Annotated in this window: 13 protein-coding genes and 1 tRNA gene; 11 read left to right on the top strand and 3 right to left on the bottom strand. The window is 45.6% G+C overall.

The window, feature by feature from the left end:
* Nucleotides 1-7 precede the first annotated feature (7 nt).
* The 4 genes from OUY18_RS06945 to OUY18_RS06930 all read left to right on the top strand — a co-directional run bounded on the left by OUY18_RS06945 (nt 8) and on the right by OUY18_RS06930 (nt 4,014).
* Nucleotides 8-2,233 carry a ComEC/Rec2 family competence protein gene (locus OUY18_RS06945; RefSeq protein ID WP_268058039.1) on the top strand — a complete coding sequence of 742 codons (2,226 nt, stop codon included), beginning with the start codon at nt 8-10 and terminating at the stop codon, nt 2,231-2,233.
* A 1-nt stretch (nt 2,234) separates the two neighbouring features.
* Nucleotides 2,235-3,284: a DNA polymerase III subunit delta gene (holA, locus tag OUY18_RS06940; protein WP_268058038.1), complete on the top strand. Its 1,050-nt coding sequence runs from the start codon at nt 2,235-2,237 to the stop codon at nt 3,282-3,284.
* The gene (locus OUY18_RS06935; RefSeq protein WP_268058037.1) at nt 3,281-3,877 is read left to right on the top strand and encodes a toprim domain-containing protein; all 597 of its coding nucleotides are present in this window, start codon (nt 3,281-3,283) and stop codon (nt 3,875-3,877) included. Before holA ends, OUY18_RS06935 begins: the two co-directional genes overlap by 4 nt.
* Nucleotides 3,878-3,929: 52 nt before the next feature.
* Nucleotides 3,930-4,014 (top strand) — tRNA-Leu (locus tag OUY18_RS06930).
* A gap of 137 nt (nt 4,015-4,151) precedes the next feature.
* Here OUY18_RS06930 and OUY18_RS06925 read toward each other — a convergent pair.
* Nucleotides 4,152-4,334 (bottom strand): hypothetical protein, encoded by a 183-nt coding sequence (locus OUY18_RS06925; RefSeq protein WP_268058036.1) that lies wholly within the window; start codon nt 4,332-4,334, stop codon nt 4,152-4,154.
* A gap of 214 nt (nt 4,335-4,548) precedes the next feature.
* Between OUY18_RS06925 and OUY18_RS06920 the strand changes: the two genes are divergently transcribed.
* Nucleotides 4,549-5,169, top strand: a complete 621-nt coding sequence (locus OUY18_RS06920) for a class I SAM-dependent methyltransferase (protein WP_268058035.1) — start codon at nt 4,549-4,551, stop codon at nt 5,167-5,169.
* 227 nt (nt 5,170-5,396) lie between these two features.
* On the opposite strand, the gene OUY18_RS06915 is transcribed toward OUY18_RS06920, so the two are convergent.
* A complete protein-coding gene (locus tag OUY18_RS06915) occupies nt 5,397-5,651 on the bottom strand; it encodes a hypothetical protein (RefSeq protein WP_268058034.1) in 255 nt (84 codons plus the stop codon).
* Nucleotides 5,652-5,883: 232 nt separating this feature from the next.
* The gene (locus OUY18_RS06910; RefSeq protein WP_268058033.1) at nt 5,884-6,273 is read right to left on the bottom strand and encodes a putative ABC transporter permease; all 390 of its coding nucleotides are present in this window, start codon (nt 6,271-6,273) and stop codon (nt 5,884-5,886) included.
* A gap of 233 nt (nt 6,274-6,506) precedes the next feature.
* Between OUY18_RS06910 and OUY18_RS06905 the strand changes: the two genes are divergently transcribed.
* The 6 genes from OUY18_RS06905 to OUY18_RS06880 all read left to right on the top strand — a co-directional run bounded on the left by OUY18_RS06905 (nt 6,507) and on the right by OUY18_RS06880 (nt 17,012).
* Nucleotides 6,507-8,711 (top strand): EAL domain-containing protein, encoded by a 2,205-nt coding sequence (locus OUY18_RS06905; protein ID WP_268058032.1) that lies wholly within the window; start codon nt 6,507-6,509, stop codon nt 8,709-8,711.
* 143 nt (nt 8,712-8,854) lie between these two features.
* On the top strand, nt 8,855-9,607 hold the full coding sequence (gene nagB / locus OUY18_RS06900) for a glucosamine-6-phosphate deaminase (RefSeq protein WP_268058031.1): 753 nt from the start codon (nt 8,855-8,857) through the stop codon (nt 9,605-9,607).
* Nucleotides 9,608-9,708: 101 nt separating this feature from the next.
* A complete protein-coding gene (locus OUY18_RS06895; protein WP_268058030.1) occupies nt 9,709-11,085 on the top strand; it encodes a Sapep family Mn(2+)-dependent dipeptidase in 1,377 nt (458 codons plus the stop codon).
* Nucleotides 11,086-11,097: 12 nt separating this feature from the next.
* Nucleotides 11,098-11,772, top strand: a complete 675-nt coding sequence (locus OUY18_RS06890; protein ID WP_268058028.1) for an HD domain-containing protein — start codon at nt 11,098-11,100, stop codon at nt 11,770-11,772.
* A gap of 394 nt (nt 11,773-12,166) precedes the next feature.
* The gene (gene essC, locus OUY18_RS06885; RefSeq protein WP_268058027.1) at nt 12,167-16,768 is read left to right on the top strand and encodes a type VII secretion protein EssC; all 4,602 of its coding nucleotides are present in this window, start codon (nt 12,167-12,169) and stop codon (nt 16,766-16,768) included.
* Entirely contained in the window at nt 16,761-17,012 is a 252-nt protein-coding gene (locus tag OUY18_RS06880; RefSeq protein WP_268058026.1) for a methyltransferase, read from the top strand. Before essC ends, OUY18_RS06880 begins: the two co-directional genes overlap by 8 nt.
* Nucleotides 17,013-17,020: the final 8 nt, after the last annotated feature.

Genomic DNA, 17,020 nt, shown 5'->3' with positions numbered 1-17,020 from the left:
AATGTTCATGAAACGGCCGCTGGTGTTGGTAGGTTTTTGTTATCTGCTGACGCTGGCGGCCGCCGTTTATTGTGGTGCGAAATGGTCGCTTGTTTTCGCGTGCGGCTCTTTATTGGGTTTTATAGGAACCCTATTTGTCCCGAAATTGCGCGGCACCGCCGTGTTTTCCACCGCGTTACTGACCGTGTCGATCGCGTTTGGAGCGTTTTATGGGTTCCATGAAACCGTTGTGGAGCCGGTGCAGAAGCTCGCCGGGCAGGACGCCGTAATAGAAGGAACGGTCTGCGAGCTGCCTGCGAAAGCATACGGCCGCTTTTACTATGTGGTGGAAGTAAACAGCATTTCCCAGAAAAGCGCGCCGAAACCGTTTAAAATCCGCCTTTCCGCGCAGAACGCATTGAATGTGGAACCTTATTCGCATGTGAAAGGCAGGGTACATCTGTTTCTGCCGAACGGTGGGGAGGGCTATTCCTCCCGTTCATACTATATTTCAAAAGGGATTCCCCTGTTTGCTTTTCTGTATGAATATGAAGGGGTGAAGGTAAGCCCGCCCACGCAAAAGCCGCCGTATTATTACGCGCTCCGTCTGCGGTCGGCTCTTTTAAAATCGGTGCGCTCCATGCTGCCGCCGGATGAAGCCGGGCTTGTGAACGGCGTCCTTTTCGGGGATACGGCCAGTCTGCCCAAGCAGGTCACCGAGGATTTCCGCACCATTGGAATTTCCCATATTCTGTCCGTTTCCGGCCTGCACATGACGACAATGGCGCAGCTTATCCTGATGCTTTTGCTGTTCCTGCGGATTCCGAAAAAACCCGCTTGTATCCTGGCCAGCGCGGGGGTAATCTGCTTTATGGCAATTACCTGTTTCGTCCCGTCCGTAACGCGCAGCGGCATTATGTGCCTGCTGTACCTTATGGGCATGGTGGTTTTCCGCCGCCCCGATTCGCTGAATTCTTTGGGAATCGCCGTATTGCTGATCAGCCTTTGGAATCCGTATGCGGCTGCGGACGTGGGCCTTTTACTGTCCTTTGCCGCGACGCTGGGTCTGATCTTATATTCCGGAAAAACGGCCGATTCTCTGAATGCAAAATTCGACCGTGTCCGGCAGATTTCATCGCTGGTTCGGGGCATAAACGGAATTCTGGGCACAACCGTCTGGGCGGTGCTTTTTACACTTCCCATCATCATTCTTACCTTCGGAAGGGTTTCCCTCGCGGCGCCTGCCGCGAATTTGCTGGAGCTGGTTCCTTCCACGCTGATGATGAATTTTTCCGCCATAGCATCCGTTATTAACCTGATAAGCCCCAAATCGTTTCTGGCCATGCCGTTTGCGCTGGCGTCGGGGCTTTTGGCGAAATTTATGCTTGCCTGTGCGCATATGCTTGCGCAGGTTCCGTTTGCCAGCGTTCCCGCGTCCGGCGGTTTTGTGATGCTGTGGCTTTCCGGAACAATCCTTCTGTTTGCAGCGGCTATGCTGATGAAAAAAAGCCGGCGCCTTTATCAGAATACCGCGCTGCTTTCCGCTATTTTGCTTTTAACGGGGATTCTGTCAAACCAGATATTCCTTCGTGATGTTACGCGCCTTGCCGTGCTGGACGTCGGCAGCGCGAATGCCGTTGTCCTAACGCGCAACGGGCATGCGGCGGTGCTGGGCTGCGGCGGATTTTCCTCCGGCCCCATCAAAAGCTATCTGCAAAGCGAGGGAATTACCCGGCTGGACTGCATTCAGCCGCTGACACTATCGAACGAGGAGTCGAAAAATGCATCGGAACTGATTCATACGTTTACCCCGCGCAAGGTAGTTATTCAAAAGGAAGGTTTGATTGACGGCTTTTTACAGAAAGAATTGCCGAATACCGGAGAGGTAACGGTGTTTAACGCGGTATCCCGTTCGGATTTGTGGAACAATACGAATGTGAATGTGCAATGGAACGGGAATGCCTGTGCGGCGCATATCCGGGCGAGCGGAGTGTCCGTTTTGATTTGCCCGGACGGAGTGGACCTGTCCGGCTTGCCGATCGAATGGCTTGACGCTGACCTCGTTGTCACCGATTCCACGCCGGGTCAAATGGATTTGCTGGACCCGGTCTGTACCGTGCTTTCCATGGATCAGGAGGACTTGTGCAAGGCCGGTTCAAAAGTGCGCGGATGGAACCCGGTGGTAACCGGCGGCGCGGGAAATGTGGTTTTGGAGTTGCAGGAGAACCGAACCATGAAAATAAGGAGGGAATAATTTGCCAGAGATTACCGAAGCGGAACTGAAAAAGCAAATCGAAAAATCCAGTTTTTCCAGGCTGTACCTTCTGCACGGAGAAGAAAAATATCTGATTGACTTTTATGCGAAGAAATTGACAGCAAAGGCGGGCGGAAAGGTTTTTCCGGATTTTAACCTACAGCAGTTCGATGATACCGCTTCCATTGATGAGATTGCTTCCGCAGTGGAGGCCCTCCCGTTTATGGCGGAATGCAAGTGCGTTGCCGTATCCGATTTGAACGTGGAAAGCCTGCGGGCGCAGGAAGCCGCGAAACTGGAAGAACTGGTGAAAAACATACCGGACTCCACGGTATTGGTCATTTATCTTCCTTCTATTGAAATCGATTATAAAGTCAATAAGAAATGGAAAAAGTTTATCGGTTTAGCAAATGAAGCGGGCGTTACGGTTCAGATAAAGAAACGTTCCAACCCCGATCTTGAAAAGGCGCTGTGTTCCGCGGCCGGAAAACGCGGCTGTGAGCTTTCGCGGCAGAATGCGGGCCGTATCGTTCGGTACTGCGGAAATTCCATGCAGACGCTTTTTAATGAGCTGGAAAAGCTGTGTGCGTACGTTAAAGAAGGAGAAATAACCGCGCAGACGATTGATCAGCTCGTGGTGAAAAATCTGGAAGCGAGGGTATATGATCTATCGAAAGCGATTGTTTCGGGAGATTACGACAGGGCGTATAGGGTGCTGGACCTTTTGTTTCAGCAGAACGAAGAACCGGTATCCGTTTTAGCGGTCCTGTCTTCCGCGTATATCGATATGTACCGTGTCCGGATGTCCGTGCAGGGCGGCTTCGGCGCAACGGAGCCGGCAAAATATTTTGATTACGCCCGGAAAGAATTCCGGCTTACCAATGCGGAACGGGACGGAGCAAGGCTTACAACTTACATGCTCCGGCAGAGTCTGCGGGCGCTTCTTCAAGCGGATACCGCGCTGAAAGGCGCGCGCGGCGATCGGCGCATCGTCATGGAAAAACTGATTGCGGAGCTATTGCTGATTGCGGAAAAGGAGCGGACGGCTTGATTAAAATCAAGGAAGCGGTTATTGTTGAGGGAAAATATGATAAAATCAAGCTGTCTTCGATGATCGACGGCCTGATTATTGAAACGAACGGCTTTCAAATATTTAAAAATAAAAAGCAGATGGATATGATCCGCCGGCTTGCGGATGCGCGCGGCCTCCTTGTTTTAACCGACAGCGATTCCGCGGGCTTTCTGATCCGCCATTACCTTTCGGGTGCTGTCAGCCCCGATAAGATCAAGCATGCCTATATTCCCGACATTCTTGGCAAAGAAAGGCGGAAGGATAAGCCGTCTCAGGAAGGAAAGCTTGGAGTGGAGGGCGTACCCGCCGAAGTGATCATTGACGCCCTGCGGCGTGCCGGTGTGGTCTGCGACTCGGATGAAAAACCGGCAGGGCGCAAAATTACAAAGACGGATCTGTACCTGGCCGGCCTTTCCGGCGGGGAAAACAGCGCGCAAAGAAGGGCGGTTCTGCTGAAAGAACTTTCCCTGCCCGAGCATCTGGCCCCGAACTCGATGGTTGGGGTTTTGAACAGTATTCTCAGCTACGATGCGTTTTGCAGGCTCATCGACAAACTTTTTAAAAATTCATAAAATGGGGTTGACATTGTCCAGCCGATAATGATATAATACTCCTTGCTGAGTCGCGCGAGTGCTGGAATTGGCAGACAGGCACGTTTGAGGGGCGTGTGTTGTATGACGTACGAGTTCAAGTCTCGTCTCGCGCACCAAAGTAAAAACCGCACCGTTACTGATTTTTTCGTAACGGTGCGGTTTTGTAATTTAATCTTTGCGAAATGGTCATCCTGCTTTTTATTACGAAAAGAAATGCGGCCCCGCAATCAGGCAAGACCGCAATACTGTAAAACTATTCCTTAAGCTTATACCTTTCGATGCTGTCGCGAAGGCTTCTTTCAGAATGGATATCTTCATTGATTAAAGCTTTCTGAACTTCTTCCGGGAGCGAATGAAAATAGCGTTCAAGATCGGAATCGCCGCTGAAAGCCTGTTGTATCCAAATCGGCATCATAAATCCGTTCGGAAATTCCAAAATCATCACCTCGAATTTAGCATGTGTAGATCGACAATAATTATCCATCTATATCAGCACGGTGAGAATGGAAACGGCTGTCCGGGAAATTTCCAAATTCTAATTCAAATAAAAGGAAAAATCAAAAATAAGAATTATTTAAAGCTTTAAACCTTTCAAATTTTATGATACTATAGCGTTATATAATATATTGATATTTTGCGGGAGGAATATGATGTTAGATAGAGAAGGCTTCGATTTATGGGCAAACGGATATGATAAAAGTGTAAGCCTAAGTGAAGAAACAAATGAATATCCTTTCGCAGGCTATAAAAACGTTCTGAACCAGATTTATAGAACCGTTAAACAAAAGGAGAATGCATCTGTTTTCGATATCGGTTTTGGCACGGGGATATTAACAAAAAAGCTTTACGATGATGGTTTCGATATTTATGGTATTGACTTTTCAGAAAAGATGATTGAGATTGCTAAAAATAAAATGCCGAAAGCAGAACTAATACAATATGATTTTTCAAATGGACTGCCGCCGGAGATCGAAAATATAAAGTTTGATTTTATTATTTGCACTTATGCGATCCATCATTTGAACGATGAGCAAAAGATAGCTTTTATTCATAAATTACAAAGGTCTCTTCGTCCGGATGGGAAAATCTTGATAGGTGATGTTGCTTTCGAAACTGAAAAAGAACTTGAAGAATGTAAGGCAAACAGTGGGGAAAACTGGGATAACGATGAAAGTTATATTATTTTTAAAAAATTAGCACCGCATTTTTGCAGTGCAAAATTCCATAAAATATCCTATTGTTCAGGGGTTGTTACATTAACTGAGAAATGATAAAATAAATTGGCATCCTGTTTGGCGGCAGGGTGCTTTTTCTTATGCATCTTTGAGGCAAGCACGATAAAACGGTTTTATGGAACGCTGTCAGTGTCTTATCATTCCGGCTTGCCAAGAGTTCAAAAAACTTTCATACAGGGTTTTGCCCGTACATATGAAGCCCCCCGGTTTTGCCGGGGGGACTTTTACGGTTTCTATGGCAGCTGGTTGTAAGCGAAATCCCATTAATAGGTTAAAGGAATCAGAATCGGTTTATATTTGTATGGACTGACTGTCCACAGTGGGAGAGCATCGATGCTTTCGTAATCCTTTCGAAATCCGTTTTCAGACAGACCATCGAAATGCAGAAAGGCAGGATGTATGTATTTATTATCTACTTGCCTTGGAACAATGTTAAACTCAATGTACTCCATATTATCATTTTCAATTTCCGACAGTTTCCTTTTTACAGAGTCAAGGCTTACTAAAATTTTTTGCATTTACAACACTTCCTTTCTCTTTACGACCTGTTGTACAACCGTCTACCACGATTAAATTATAGTAGATGTACTTTATTTTTTCAATAGCGAATAAAATCGAAAAAAGAGATGTTTTGTAATTTAACAGTTTGGCAAGGAAAATATTTCAAAATTGTATACGAAAAGAACGAAACTGCTTCGTGCAAATTACCAAGAAAAGTTTTCTCCGCCCTATGATTACAGGGGCGGATTTTCATTGTTTCGCTATAAAATGTGATTTTTCACATAGTGCGCAGAGTCCCATTGCCGGAATGGTAAGCAGGCACCACAGCATGGAGAAAGGAACGCAGATCTGCCCCATTACGTTGAGGGGCATGGAGGAATAATCCCATACGTTTAATTTCAGCACAACATTTACAATCATGCCGATAACGAATTCCACAACTGTGATAATTCCCGAACCTACGAAACATTTTACCGGCAGCGGTTTCAATTTCATATCGTGGTTGCAGACGCGGTTGATTAAACACAGGCAGATTCCCCCCGCGGCGGCCATGGAAATATCCGTTTTGCCTCTGCAAAGGATTTCCAGTGTCGGATAAATGGTTCCTCCCGTTAAAAAGATTAATGCATTTTTTTTCATCCTATATCACCCCGTTTGGTTTCTATTCGAATTGTTTGCAGGGTGGATGAATTTATACATTTTCGCTTAAATTTTAAAATAGAAGACCGATAATATTTATAATAGTATATTTTGACTAAAAACTACCTGTTTCAGATGATTCAAAAAATTACGTCGAAATAACGTATAATGAAATAGAAATGAGTGATTGCGTGTTTAAAAAGAATAAAATAATTGCTGCAATCACTATAATCGTGCTATTACTGCTTGCAATAGGGATCGGTTTTGTCTATGGGGTGCGCAGTATTCTTACATCAAGTACCCAGTCCTCGCTTCAGCAAATTTCCGAGCAGGGTGCAAGTGCGGTTCATGTGTCCATTATGGGGAATCTGGATGCACTCAGCACCCTTTCCGATCAGGAAGAGTTTTCAGAACCCGGTCATACAGAGGATAAAATCCGGATTCTTTCCGGCGAAGCAAAACGAAAAAACTTTTTAAGAGTCGGTTATGCCGATAAAACCGGCCTTGCGGTTACCAATGACGGAAAAACTGTCCGGGTGGATAAGCGCGATTATTTTCAAAGGGCAATGGAAGGATATGCAAATACATCGGGTGAGCTGATGGATCCTTTCGATGCAAATTGTAAGATTATCGCTTATGCGGTTCCGATTATCCGGAATAATAATGTGAACGGGGTTATCGTGGCAACTGCCGAAAATAACGGTGACCTGAATATTATGGATAACATTGTGGCCGGGGCGGATACTTCCGTTTATGTTTTATCCCCGGATGGTTCCGTTATTTCCAGCAAAGCCGGCCAAAATGAAATCGATCATTTTTTTCAATATATCGGGGCGCAGTCGGATAAAAATGAACTGGAAAGAATGCAGAGGGATTTTCGGCAGAATCAATCCGGCAAGGGTGCATGTGTTATAAACGGTGCGGCAAATCTGATCGGTTACAGCGCGATTCAGGGTACCGACGGCTGGATGTTTGCCGTTACGGTAGATGAAAATAAAATTATGGCGCAGGCAAACAAAATCCTTGTTATGAGCGGGATTCTAATCGCCTTTCTGGTCCTCGAATTTCTTGTTTTCGCGGCTTACTTTTTCAAGCTGAAAAAGAATACATATGAAGCAAAGCTTCGCCAGGAAGAGGAAATCAGTCATTTTACCTATAACGATGCGCTAACCGATCTGCCGAACCGAAAAGGAATGAAAAGAAATATAAAAGACTGGTTCAACCTTACGAACTGCAAAACAGGCGGAGCTTTTTTTCTCGACGTGGATAATTTTCGTTCTGTAAACAATACGTTCGGCAATGACATCGGAGACGAGTTTCTTGCCGCTGCTGCCGCGCGCCTGGCAGCGTTCACCGGCGACAAGAATATTATCGGAAGAATCGGCGGCGATGAATACGCTTTGTTTATTTCCGATATCAGCACAACCGCGCAGCTGGAGGAATTCGCAAAAAAGATTGTTGAATTATTTAAGAAACCTTTTCTTGTGCAGAAAAATGTTATCCAGTTAACCTGCAGTATCGGCGCCGTCCTCTTTCATTACAGCGAAGTTGTGAATGAAAATAAATTTGATGATATTATTAACCGGGGAGAATTTGTACTGCAAGAGGCGAAAAGGTCGTCAAAAGGGGGCTATGAAATCTTTAACGACCAGTTCGGCACGTCCATTGAGCGGCGTTTTCAAATGCTGTCGGAACTGAAATTTTCCATATATAACGACGAACTCACCTGTTACTATCAGCCGCAGTACGACTATGACAAAAAAGCAATCGTCGGCTTCGAATCGCTGGCCCGCTGGAATAGTGCAAAATTCGGGATGGTTCCCCCGATACAGTTTATCGAACTGGCGGAGGAAACCGGTTTTATTAAGCAGCTGGGCCGTTCGGTTATCAACCAGACATTTGCCTTTGCAAAAAGGATAAAGAATCCGGGCATTCGGGTATCCTTTAACACTTCACCGGTGGAGCTGATGCAGGCGGATTTTACGGATTATGTCATCGAACGCTTCCGCTACTACGAACTGGAGCCGCAGAGTGTGGCGATTGAAATTACGGAGTCCTGCCTGATTGAATCTTTTGACGAAGTGGTGAAAAAACTGCGCATCCTCACGGACTGCGGCATCTGTGTATATCTGGATGATTTCGGAACCGGTTTTTCGTCTCTCGCTTACTTAAAGGAACTGCCGATCCATTCCGTGAAAATTGATAAAAGCTTTATTGATGAAATTGTTTCCGACAAGGTGGGGAGGGATATTGTCGATATGATTATCCGTCTGGCGCATCGTCTGAACCTCAAGGTGATTGCCGAGGGAGTGGAGACGCAGGAACAGGCGCAGTGTATTTCCGATTGCGGGTGCAGCCTGATTCAGGGGTATTACATCAGCAAGCCTGTTTCAGGCGAAAATGCGATTACGCTGCTCGATACATTAAAAACTTGCTAAAAAGAAATAAACTACAGGGTGAGATTGTTCTATTTTGCTCTGTAGTTTTTTCGAATTTTGTGTTATAATCTGTTGTAGAAAAGATTTTTAATATTTGGTATAAAAATAAAATTATTTTTTAATGTAAGGAAAGGGAGATCCAAATGAAAATCATCAGCGCACCGGATTATCAAAGCATGAGCAGAAAAGCGGCGAATATTATTTCCGCTCAGGTTATTCTGTTTCCGCATTCCGTTTTAGGTCTGGCAACCGGATCAACGCCGCTTGGTGTTTACAGCCAGCTCGCGGAATGGTACAAAAAGGGAGATGTTGATTTTTCCAAAGTTCACAGCGTTAACCTGGATGAATATTGCGGTTTGTCGCCTGATCACGATCAAAGCTACCGTTATTATATGAATACGAATTTTTTTAAACATGTCAACATACCGATGGAGAACACAAACGTTCCGAACGGACTGGCGAAGGATCTCGACGCGGAGTGCAAACGCTATGACCATGTGATCAGCAGCCTTGGCGGAATCGATCTGCAGCTTTTGGGAATCGGCCATACCGGCCACATTGGTTTCAACGAGCCGGATTCTGATTTTGATAAAACGACGCACAGCGTAAAACTCAAACAGAAAACGATCGATGCGAATGCACGCTTTTTCGAAAATGCGGCGGATGTTCCGCGTTACGCAATCACAATGGGAATTAAAGCGATTATGCAGGCGAAAAAGATCTTGCTGGTCGCAAACGGAGAAAGCAAAGCGGAAATTTTGTACCGTTCCCTTTTCGGGCCGGTTACACCGGAAGTTCCCGCTTCGATCCTTCAGCTTCACAATGATCTGACCGTGGTTGCCGATGAATCGGCGCTGAAAGTGATTCGCGAGAAAAATCCGTCTGCAATTGACTGATTTTACAAAGATTTTTTATAGAGCGGACTTCGGTTCGCTCTTAATTTTTGGGATATTTTGTGATATAATAAAACAACAATTAAGGAAGGGAAGAGGCAGCATTGCGTTTTGGAAGTAAAATTTTAAATTACCGTGAGGATATTATAAAAGATTTGGCGGAACTGGTTGCGATTCCTTCGGTTCAGGGCAAGCCGGAGGAGGGAATGCCGTTCGGCAGGGAAGTGGCCAAAGCCATGGACTCGATTTTAAATATGGCTGACCGGATGGGTTTTGCAACGAAGAATATCGGCGGGTATGCCGGCCACGCGGAGTACGGCGAGGGAGACGAGGTTGCCGCCGTTGTCGCGCACATGGATATTGTTCCGGAGGGCGAAGGCTGGGACACCGACCCGTTTACGCTTACCAAAAAAGGAAATCTGTATTTCGGCCGCGGCACCGCAGACGACAAAGGTGCGGCGATCGTTGCGCTTTATTGTTTAAAAGCCCTGAAGGATGAGAACATTAAAGGAAATCGCCGCCTTCGCGTTATTTTCGGCGCGGGGGAGGAAACCAGCAGCAACGACCTGGAAATGTATCTGAAATCCGAACAAATGCCGGTTATGGCCTTTACCCCCGATTCCGATTACGGTATCTGCAATCGTGAAAAGGGAATTATGCGCTTTACCATATCCGCAAAAAAGGAACATTCCGTAATCAAGGAATTCACGGCCGGAACGGTCGTGAACGCCGTACCGTCCAAAGCAATCGCGGAGGTTGTGTGTTCAGAAGAAACATACCGGAAATTGCAGGATGCCGCGAAAAACGCTGCCGGGGATTTCGAGATTGAGAAAACGACGGACGGCGCGAAAATTACGTCCGTCGGAAAAGCGTCGCATGCGATGCAGCCGCAGGAGGGCTTCAATTCTGCAACACATTTAATGAAACTTCTCGGCGTTGTTTTCAAGGAAGAAGAACTGGGCAGTCTCGTCCGGTTTGTGAATACGAAGGTCGGCACGGAGCTTCACGGCGAGTCGCTTGGCGTTTCCCAGCAGGATAAGGAGTCAGGCCCGCTTACCTTCAATATCGGGCTTGTGAATATCCATGACGGGGAAGCATCCGTCGGAGTTGACATTCGGTATCCCGTTACCGCAGACGGAGAGAAAATCTTTTCGAAAATAGCGGAGCAGGCGGCGGAATTTGGGCTGGCATCCCAACTGAACAACGATACCAAACCGCTTTTCCTCCCGGAGAGCAGTCCGTTTATTTCTCTTTTACAGGATTCTTACGCGGAGATAACCGGGAAACCGGCGGACGTATACGCAACCGGGGGCGGCACGTATGCGCGCGCATTCAAAGGCCGCGCCGTGGCGTTCGGTCCCTTCTTCCCGGATGAGCCGGACCGCCGTCTGCACAATACGAATGAAAATATCGATATCGACCGTTTCATGGTTCATGCACAGATTTGCCTGGAGGCAATGTACCGCATGTTCACAAAATAAGCTGAGGAGATAATGGAAAAATACAGTCACGTCACATTGGATGACATTCTGCACAATGAAGAAATTCACGCGTATATTGAAAACGGAAATGAAAATCTCGGCGTCATCGGGTTTACCGAGCACGGCTTTGCCCACGCGAAGCGTTCTTCCAACTACGCCAGCTACATTTTACAGACACTGAATTATGATGCCCGAACCTGTGAGCTTGCCGCGATTGCAGGATATATGCATGATATCGGCAATGTCGTAAACCGTTCCAACCACGCGCAAAGCGGCGCCTTGATGGCTTTTGATATCCTGAACCGCCTTCATATGCCGCCGGATGAGGTCGCCCTGATCGTCGCGGCAATCGGCAACCATGACGAGGGAACCGCGAATGCCGTCAATCCGGTCGCCGCCGCGCTGATTCTATCCGATAAAGGGGATGTGCGCCGGACGCGCGTGCGGGACAGGGAGACGGTTCACGCGGATATTCATGACCGTGTAAACTATGCCGTTGAACGGGCTTCCACCGAAGTGGACGAAGAGAAAAAGACCGTCACGCTCAACATTACAATTGATACGGAAATCTGCCCGGTAATGGAATATTTCGAAATTTTCATGACGCGCATGGTTCTTTGCCGTCAGGCAGCAAAATACCTCGGCCTGCAGTTTGAACTGATTATTAATGATACCCGGCTTCTATAAAGGAGGAAGCTTTTCGCTTCAATGTGCCCGCATCAGAGCAGGAAAAATATATCGAATAGCAATGATTTAAGCGACAAAAAGAGCATGGCGAAAGCTATGCTCTTTTTCGTGGCCTCACCTTTAGCACAGGCGCTGAAAGAGCGGAATTCTTATTGTGCTTTTGATTTGATTATTTTCCTAAAAGTAAAAAAGGTATAAAAAAAGCTGAACTTTTTGTGAGAGGAAGGTTTAGCTTTTTTTATGTAACTTTTTATATGTAACATTGTATATATTTACCAAATTTAGAAGAATTTTGTTTAATTTATACTTTGACAAATATTTATGAATCATTATAATAATCTTATATGATAATTATGATTAAGAAAATATACGATTCATGAGAAGGTATTGAAGATTGGTTGTTAATTTAATTAAAAATAAACAGATGTTTTCCATGACATTGCCCTCGAAAATTAAAGGTCAATACTGGATTTCGGATATTGATGAATGCGGGAAGTCAAGGGAACTTATCAGCGTGGAAGCAGTGAATGGGGAGTGGGTCATAAAAAGCAACAAAAAGGTTGCCGTACTGGACTCTTCTAATAATGCGGTTAATTATACAATTTTAAATCCCTTAAGCTTTTTAAATTTAAAGATAAAAAACAGCAATGAGAAAGTCATTTTATTTTCCGAGCCAATTTCCGAAAGCAGACAAACCTTCCGGAAAATAGTTGTTCAATCACCGTGTGAGTTGACGATCGGCAGAACCGGCGACAACTGTATTCACTTTGAAAACAAATTTGTTTCCGGTAAACATGCGAAACTGATTTACGACGGAAACGTTTGGTCAATTATCGATATGGGCAGCACGAACGGAACCTTTGTAAACGGCTACCGGGTAGAATCCCAGCCGCTTTATGCAGGAGACTATATTTACATCATGGGGCTTAAAATTGTGGTTGCAAATCAGTTTTTTGCAATTAATAATCCCGATCATGCCGCTACGGTAAAGTCCGATTCTTTAATCGAATTTAAAAGGCAGAAAATCGAAGAAAAAGAGGACAGTGATGAAACCGGGGATATAACATTTTTTTACCGTTCCCCGCGTTTTAAAAGGGAAATCGAAACGGCCGATATGGTGATTGATCCTCCTCCGGCCATTCAAAAAAACGAGCAGGTACCGCTTGCTTATCTGTTGGGTCCATCCATAACGATGGGGCTTACTTCCCTTTCCATGGGACTTTTTACGTTACTGAATGTTCTGAACAACGGCGGGCAGATCATGCAGGCGATGCCCACGTTGATGATGTCTTTCAGCATGCTGCTGGGCACCGTTTTATGGCCGATCCTTACAAAAAAATATGAAAAGAAAATGCGCATAAAAAATGAGAAGAAACGCCAGATAAAATATCTTGCTTATTTGGATTCGGTAAGGGATGAGTTTAAGAGGAAATGTAAAGAGCAAACCGATATCCTGAACGAAAACGTTATTCCCGTGGAAGAATGTGTGGAACGCATAGCGATGGTGAAAAGAACCCTGTGGGAAAGGATTCCGGGTCAGGATGATTTTTTGCAGTTGAAGCTGGGAACAGGCAATCTGCCGTTGGATGCCAATATCAAGTATCCCGAAAAACATTTTACAATGGATGATGATAATTTACAGGACGCATTGTTTTCTTTAGGAAATGAGCCGAAACAGTTGATCGATGTTCCCATAAGCATCTCTTTGGTGGACAATTTTATCATCGGATTGATTGGAAATCGTTCCGATGTCCTTTCTCTGGTAAAAAGCATGCTGCTTCAGACGGCCGCCTTACATAGCTACGACGAAGTAAAACTGATGTTTATCGTAGACCGGGAAGAACAAAAAGAGTGGAACTTTGTAAAGTGGTTTCCGCATATATGGAACGATGAAAAGACCGTTCGTTTTTTCGCCAGTACTTTGGATGAGTTAAAAGAGCTTTCCGTGATTCTGGATAAAAATATTTTATCCAGAAAAGACGACTCGAATCAAGAGTATAACGAATTCTGGCCATATTATATCGTCGTTTCCGCCAGCAAAGAGCTTGCGGATAAAAGCGATGCATTCGGCCAGATGCTGAAGTATAAAAACAATCGCGGGTTCAGCATCCTTACTCTTTATGATGAAATAAAAAACCTGCCCAAGGAAACAAGCATTGTTGTTGAAGTGAACGGTTCCCAATCCAGAATCTATGAGAAAGATGATATAACGGGAAAACATATTTCCTTTTCGGCGGATTCCGTAAAGAATGCGGTTGTTGAAAACGTAGCCGTGTCCTTGGCAAATATTCAGATGGATTTGTCAAGTCAGCGGTTTGCGCTGCCGACAATGATTACTTTTTTGGAAATGTTTCATGTTGGAAAGGTGGAACATTTGAATTCCCTGACGAGATGGAAGGAAAATAATCCAACGGTTTCCCTCCAGACGCCGATCGGCGTCGATACGCTTGGAGAAGCTTTTATGCTTGACCTGCATGAAAAGTTTCACGGGCCGCATGGATTGGTTGCCGGAATGACCGGTTCCGGTAAAAGTGAATTTATCATTACTTATATTTTGTCTCTTGCCGTAAACTATCATCCGGACGAGGTAGCCTTTATTCTCATCGATTATAAGGGCGGCGGCTTAACGGGCGCTTTTGAAAATAAGGACCGCGGAATCAAGCTTCCGCATCTTGCCGGTACGATCACAAACCTGGACGGGGCGGCAATCAATCGCTCCTTAATTTCCATTCAAAGCGAGCTCCGGCGGCGTCAGGCCATTTTTAATAAAGCCCGCAAAATGACAAATGAAGGTACAATGGACATTTATAAATATCAGCAGCTGTACAGAAATAAAGTCGTTACGGAACCGGTTCCTCATTTGTTTATTATTTCCGATGAATTTGCGGAACTGAAAGCACAGCAGCCGGATTTTATGGACCAGCTGATCAGCGCCGCGCGGATCGGAAGAAGTCTGGGCATCCACTTGATTCTGGCCACGCAAAAGCCGTCGGGCGTGGTAAACGATCAGATTTGGAGCAACAGTAAATTCCGGGTTTGCCTGAAAGTGCAGGAAAAAGAAGACAGTATGGATATGATTAAATGTCCGGATGCAGCGGAGTTATCGCAGACGGGCAGGTTTTATCTGCAGGTAGGATTCAATGAATTGTTTGCGCTCGGCCAGTCGGCGTGGTGCGGGGCGAAATACATACCGACAGAAAATGTTGAAAAACATGTGGATTCCAGCATTCAGGTCATTGATAACATGGGCAGGGTCGTTAAAGAAATGAAACCGAATACAAAGTCCACCGATGCTGCCGCTAAAACGGAACAGGTTGTTGCCATTGTGGAGTATCTGTCGGATTTGGCATCGGAAGAGCATATAACACAGCGCCAGCTATGGCTGGATCCAATCCCTCCCATGATTTACGTCGATACTTTGGAAAAGAAATATCATCACAGCACGATCGCCACGGTGCTGAATCCGATCATAGGGGAATATGATGATCCGTTCAACCAGCGGCAGAGCGCATTGACCCTTCCCCTGTCCGAAGAAGGGAACTGTGTAGTATACGGCGCTGCGGGGAACGGGAAAACAACGTTCCTGACCACATTGGTTTATTCCCTGATGAAAAACCATACCGCGGAGGATTTAAACATTTACATAATGGATTTCGGAGCCGAAACGCTTCGGGCATTTGAGAAGGCCCCTCAAGTCGGGGGAGTGCTGCTTTCCTATGAGAACGAAAAAGTTACCAATCTCTTTAAAATGCTGTACAGGGAGTTTGAAAAAAGAAAACAGCTTTTTGCCGAATTTGGCGGGGATTATTCTTCTTATTGCAAGAACTCCGGGAAAATTGTGCCGAACATTGTTGTGATCCTCAATAACTATTTGGGCTTCGCAGAACAATATGAGGATTTGGATGAAATTTTCACACAGCTTACGAGGGACGGAATCAAATGTGGAATCCATTTTGTCGTTTCCGCAGGGAACACCAATGCAATCCGCTACCGCACCCTGCAAAATTTCAAGCAGCTGCTTACCATGCAGTTGAACGACCCTAATGACTATTCCACGATTGTCGGTAAAACGGACGGCCTGATTCCTTCGAAATGCAAGGGCAGGGGCCTCATCCATTTGGACCGCACTTATGAATTTCAGACAGCGCATTGCTGTAAATGCAATGATCAGTTTGAATTTATCAGAGCGTATTGCAGTAAGCTTTCGGAAAAAGCAGAAACCTTTGCGAAGCGGGTACCGGTATTGCCGGATGTCGTCGGTTTCGATACGGTTCGGGCTGAAATTTCAAACCTTGAGCAGCTGCCGGTCGGAATCGAGAAGAAGTCGCTGGCAACGGCAAAAATCAATCTGGCTTCAAAATATTTATTTCCCGTTATTGCGCAGGATATCGGTCAGTTGCAGTCCTTCACGCAATGCTTCATAAACGTTCTCGCGGCCTGCAAGCCGGCGGTTTCCGTACTGGACGGTGAACAATTATTGAAAGCGGATCCGGATGCGGATTATACCTATGTGTCGGGAGATTTTGAAAAAGCGGTTCAGGACTTATTTACAACGGTTCTTATTCGAAACAATCGCTATAAGGAATCCCAGCTGAATCCAAAATCCCTCGATGAATTCGATCGAAAAGCAATTCTAATCCTTGGCCTTAAACGTATCCATGAACAACTGTCCGTCGATGGCAGGGACAAACTGAAAGTCCTGCTGGAAAGAGGCGAGGCGATTTATAGGATTCATATTGTAATTGCGGATACGGCAAATGATTTCAATAGCCTTTCCAGCGAACCGTGGTACAGAAAACATCTGTCCGGTACGGACGGCATTTGGATTGGCGATGGTTTTACGGATCAGTATGTCCTGAAAGCAAGTAAAATCACGAGCGACCTGTATCAGGAAATCGGCGATGATTTCGGCTATTCCGTTGTAAGGGGCAAGCCGGTGCTTGTGAAGCCGCTCAGTGCCAAAACTTCCGGTTCGGAGGGTGACGGCGATGAATAAAGTGCTTGTGGAAATTTATATACCGGTGGCTGAAAAATGCTATGACATGTTTATCCCAACGCATCTTATGATGCACGAGGTGCTGGAAATGGTCTGTAAATTAGCGACGCAACTGTCGGGAGGATTATTTATAGCAGACGAGAATACTGCGATCTGCAATCGAATAGATGGGACAATCCTGAATATTAATCTATCGGTGAATGAGCTCGGTTTGAAAAACGGCTCAAAGCTGATGTTAATATAATTTTTAAA

Origin of the sequence: Caproiciproducens galactitolivorans, assembly GCF_026672255.1 — a bacterium.
Lineage (GTDB): Bacteria > Bacillota > Clostridia > Oscillospirales > Acutalibacteraceae > Caproiciproducens > Caproiciproducens galactitolivorans_A.
The sequence above is the reverse complement of the archived record's forward strand: the minus strand, read 5'-3'. Positions and strand labels throughout refer to the sequence as shown.

What these genes read in the sequence shown, in the direction of transcription:
- OUY18_RS06915 (WP_268058034.1), bottom strand. Translation starts at nt 5,651, where the DNA reads ATGCAAAAAATTTTAGTAAGCCTTGACTCTGTAAAAAGGAAACTGTCG.
- nagB (WP_268058031.1), top strand. Translation starts at nt 8,855, where the DNA reads ATGAAAATCATCAGCGCACCGGATTATCAAAGCATGAGCAGAAAAGCG.
- OUY18_RS06945 (WP_268058039.1), top strand. Translation starts at nt 8, where the DNA reads ATGAAACGGCCGCTGGTGTTGGTAGGTTTTTGTTATCTGCTGACGCTG.
- OUY18_RS06920 (WP_268058035.1), top strand. Translation starts at nt 4,549, where the DNA reads ATGTTAGATAGAGAAGGCTTCGATTTATGGGCAAACGGATATGATAAA.
- OUY18_RS06880 (WP_268058026.1), top strand. Translation starts at nt 16,761, where the DNA reads ATGAATAAAGTGCTTGTGGAAATTTATATACCGGTGGCTGAAAAATGC.
- OUY18_RS06890 (WP_268058028.1), top strand. Translation starts at nt 11,098, where the DNA reads ATGGAAAAATACAGTCACGTCACATTGGATGACATTCTGCACAATGAA.
- OUY18_RS06910 (WP_268058033.1), bottom strand. Translation starts at nt 6,273, where the DNA reads ATGAAAAAAAATGCATTAATCTTTTTAACGGGAGGAACCATTTATCCG.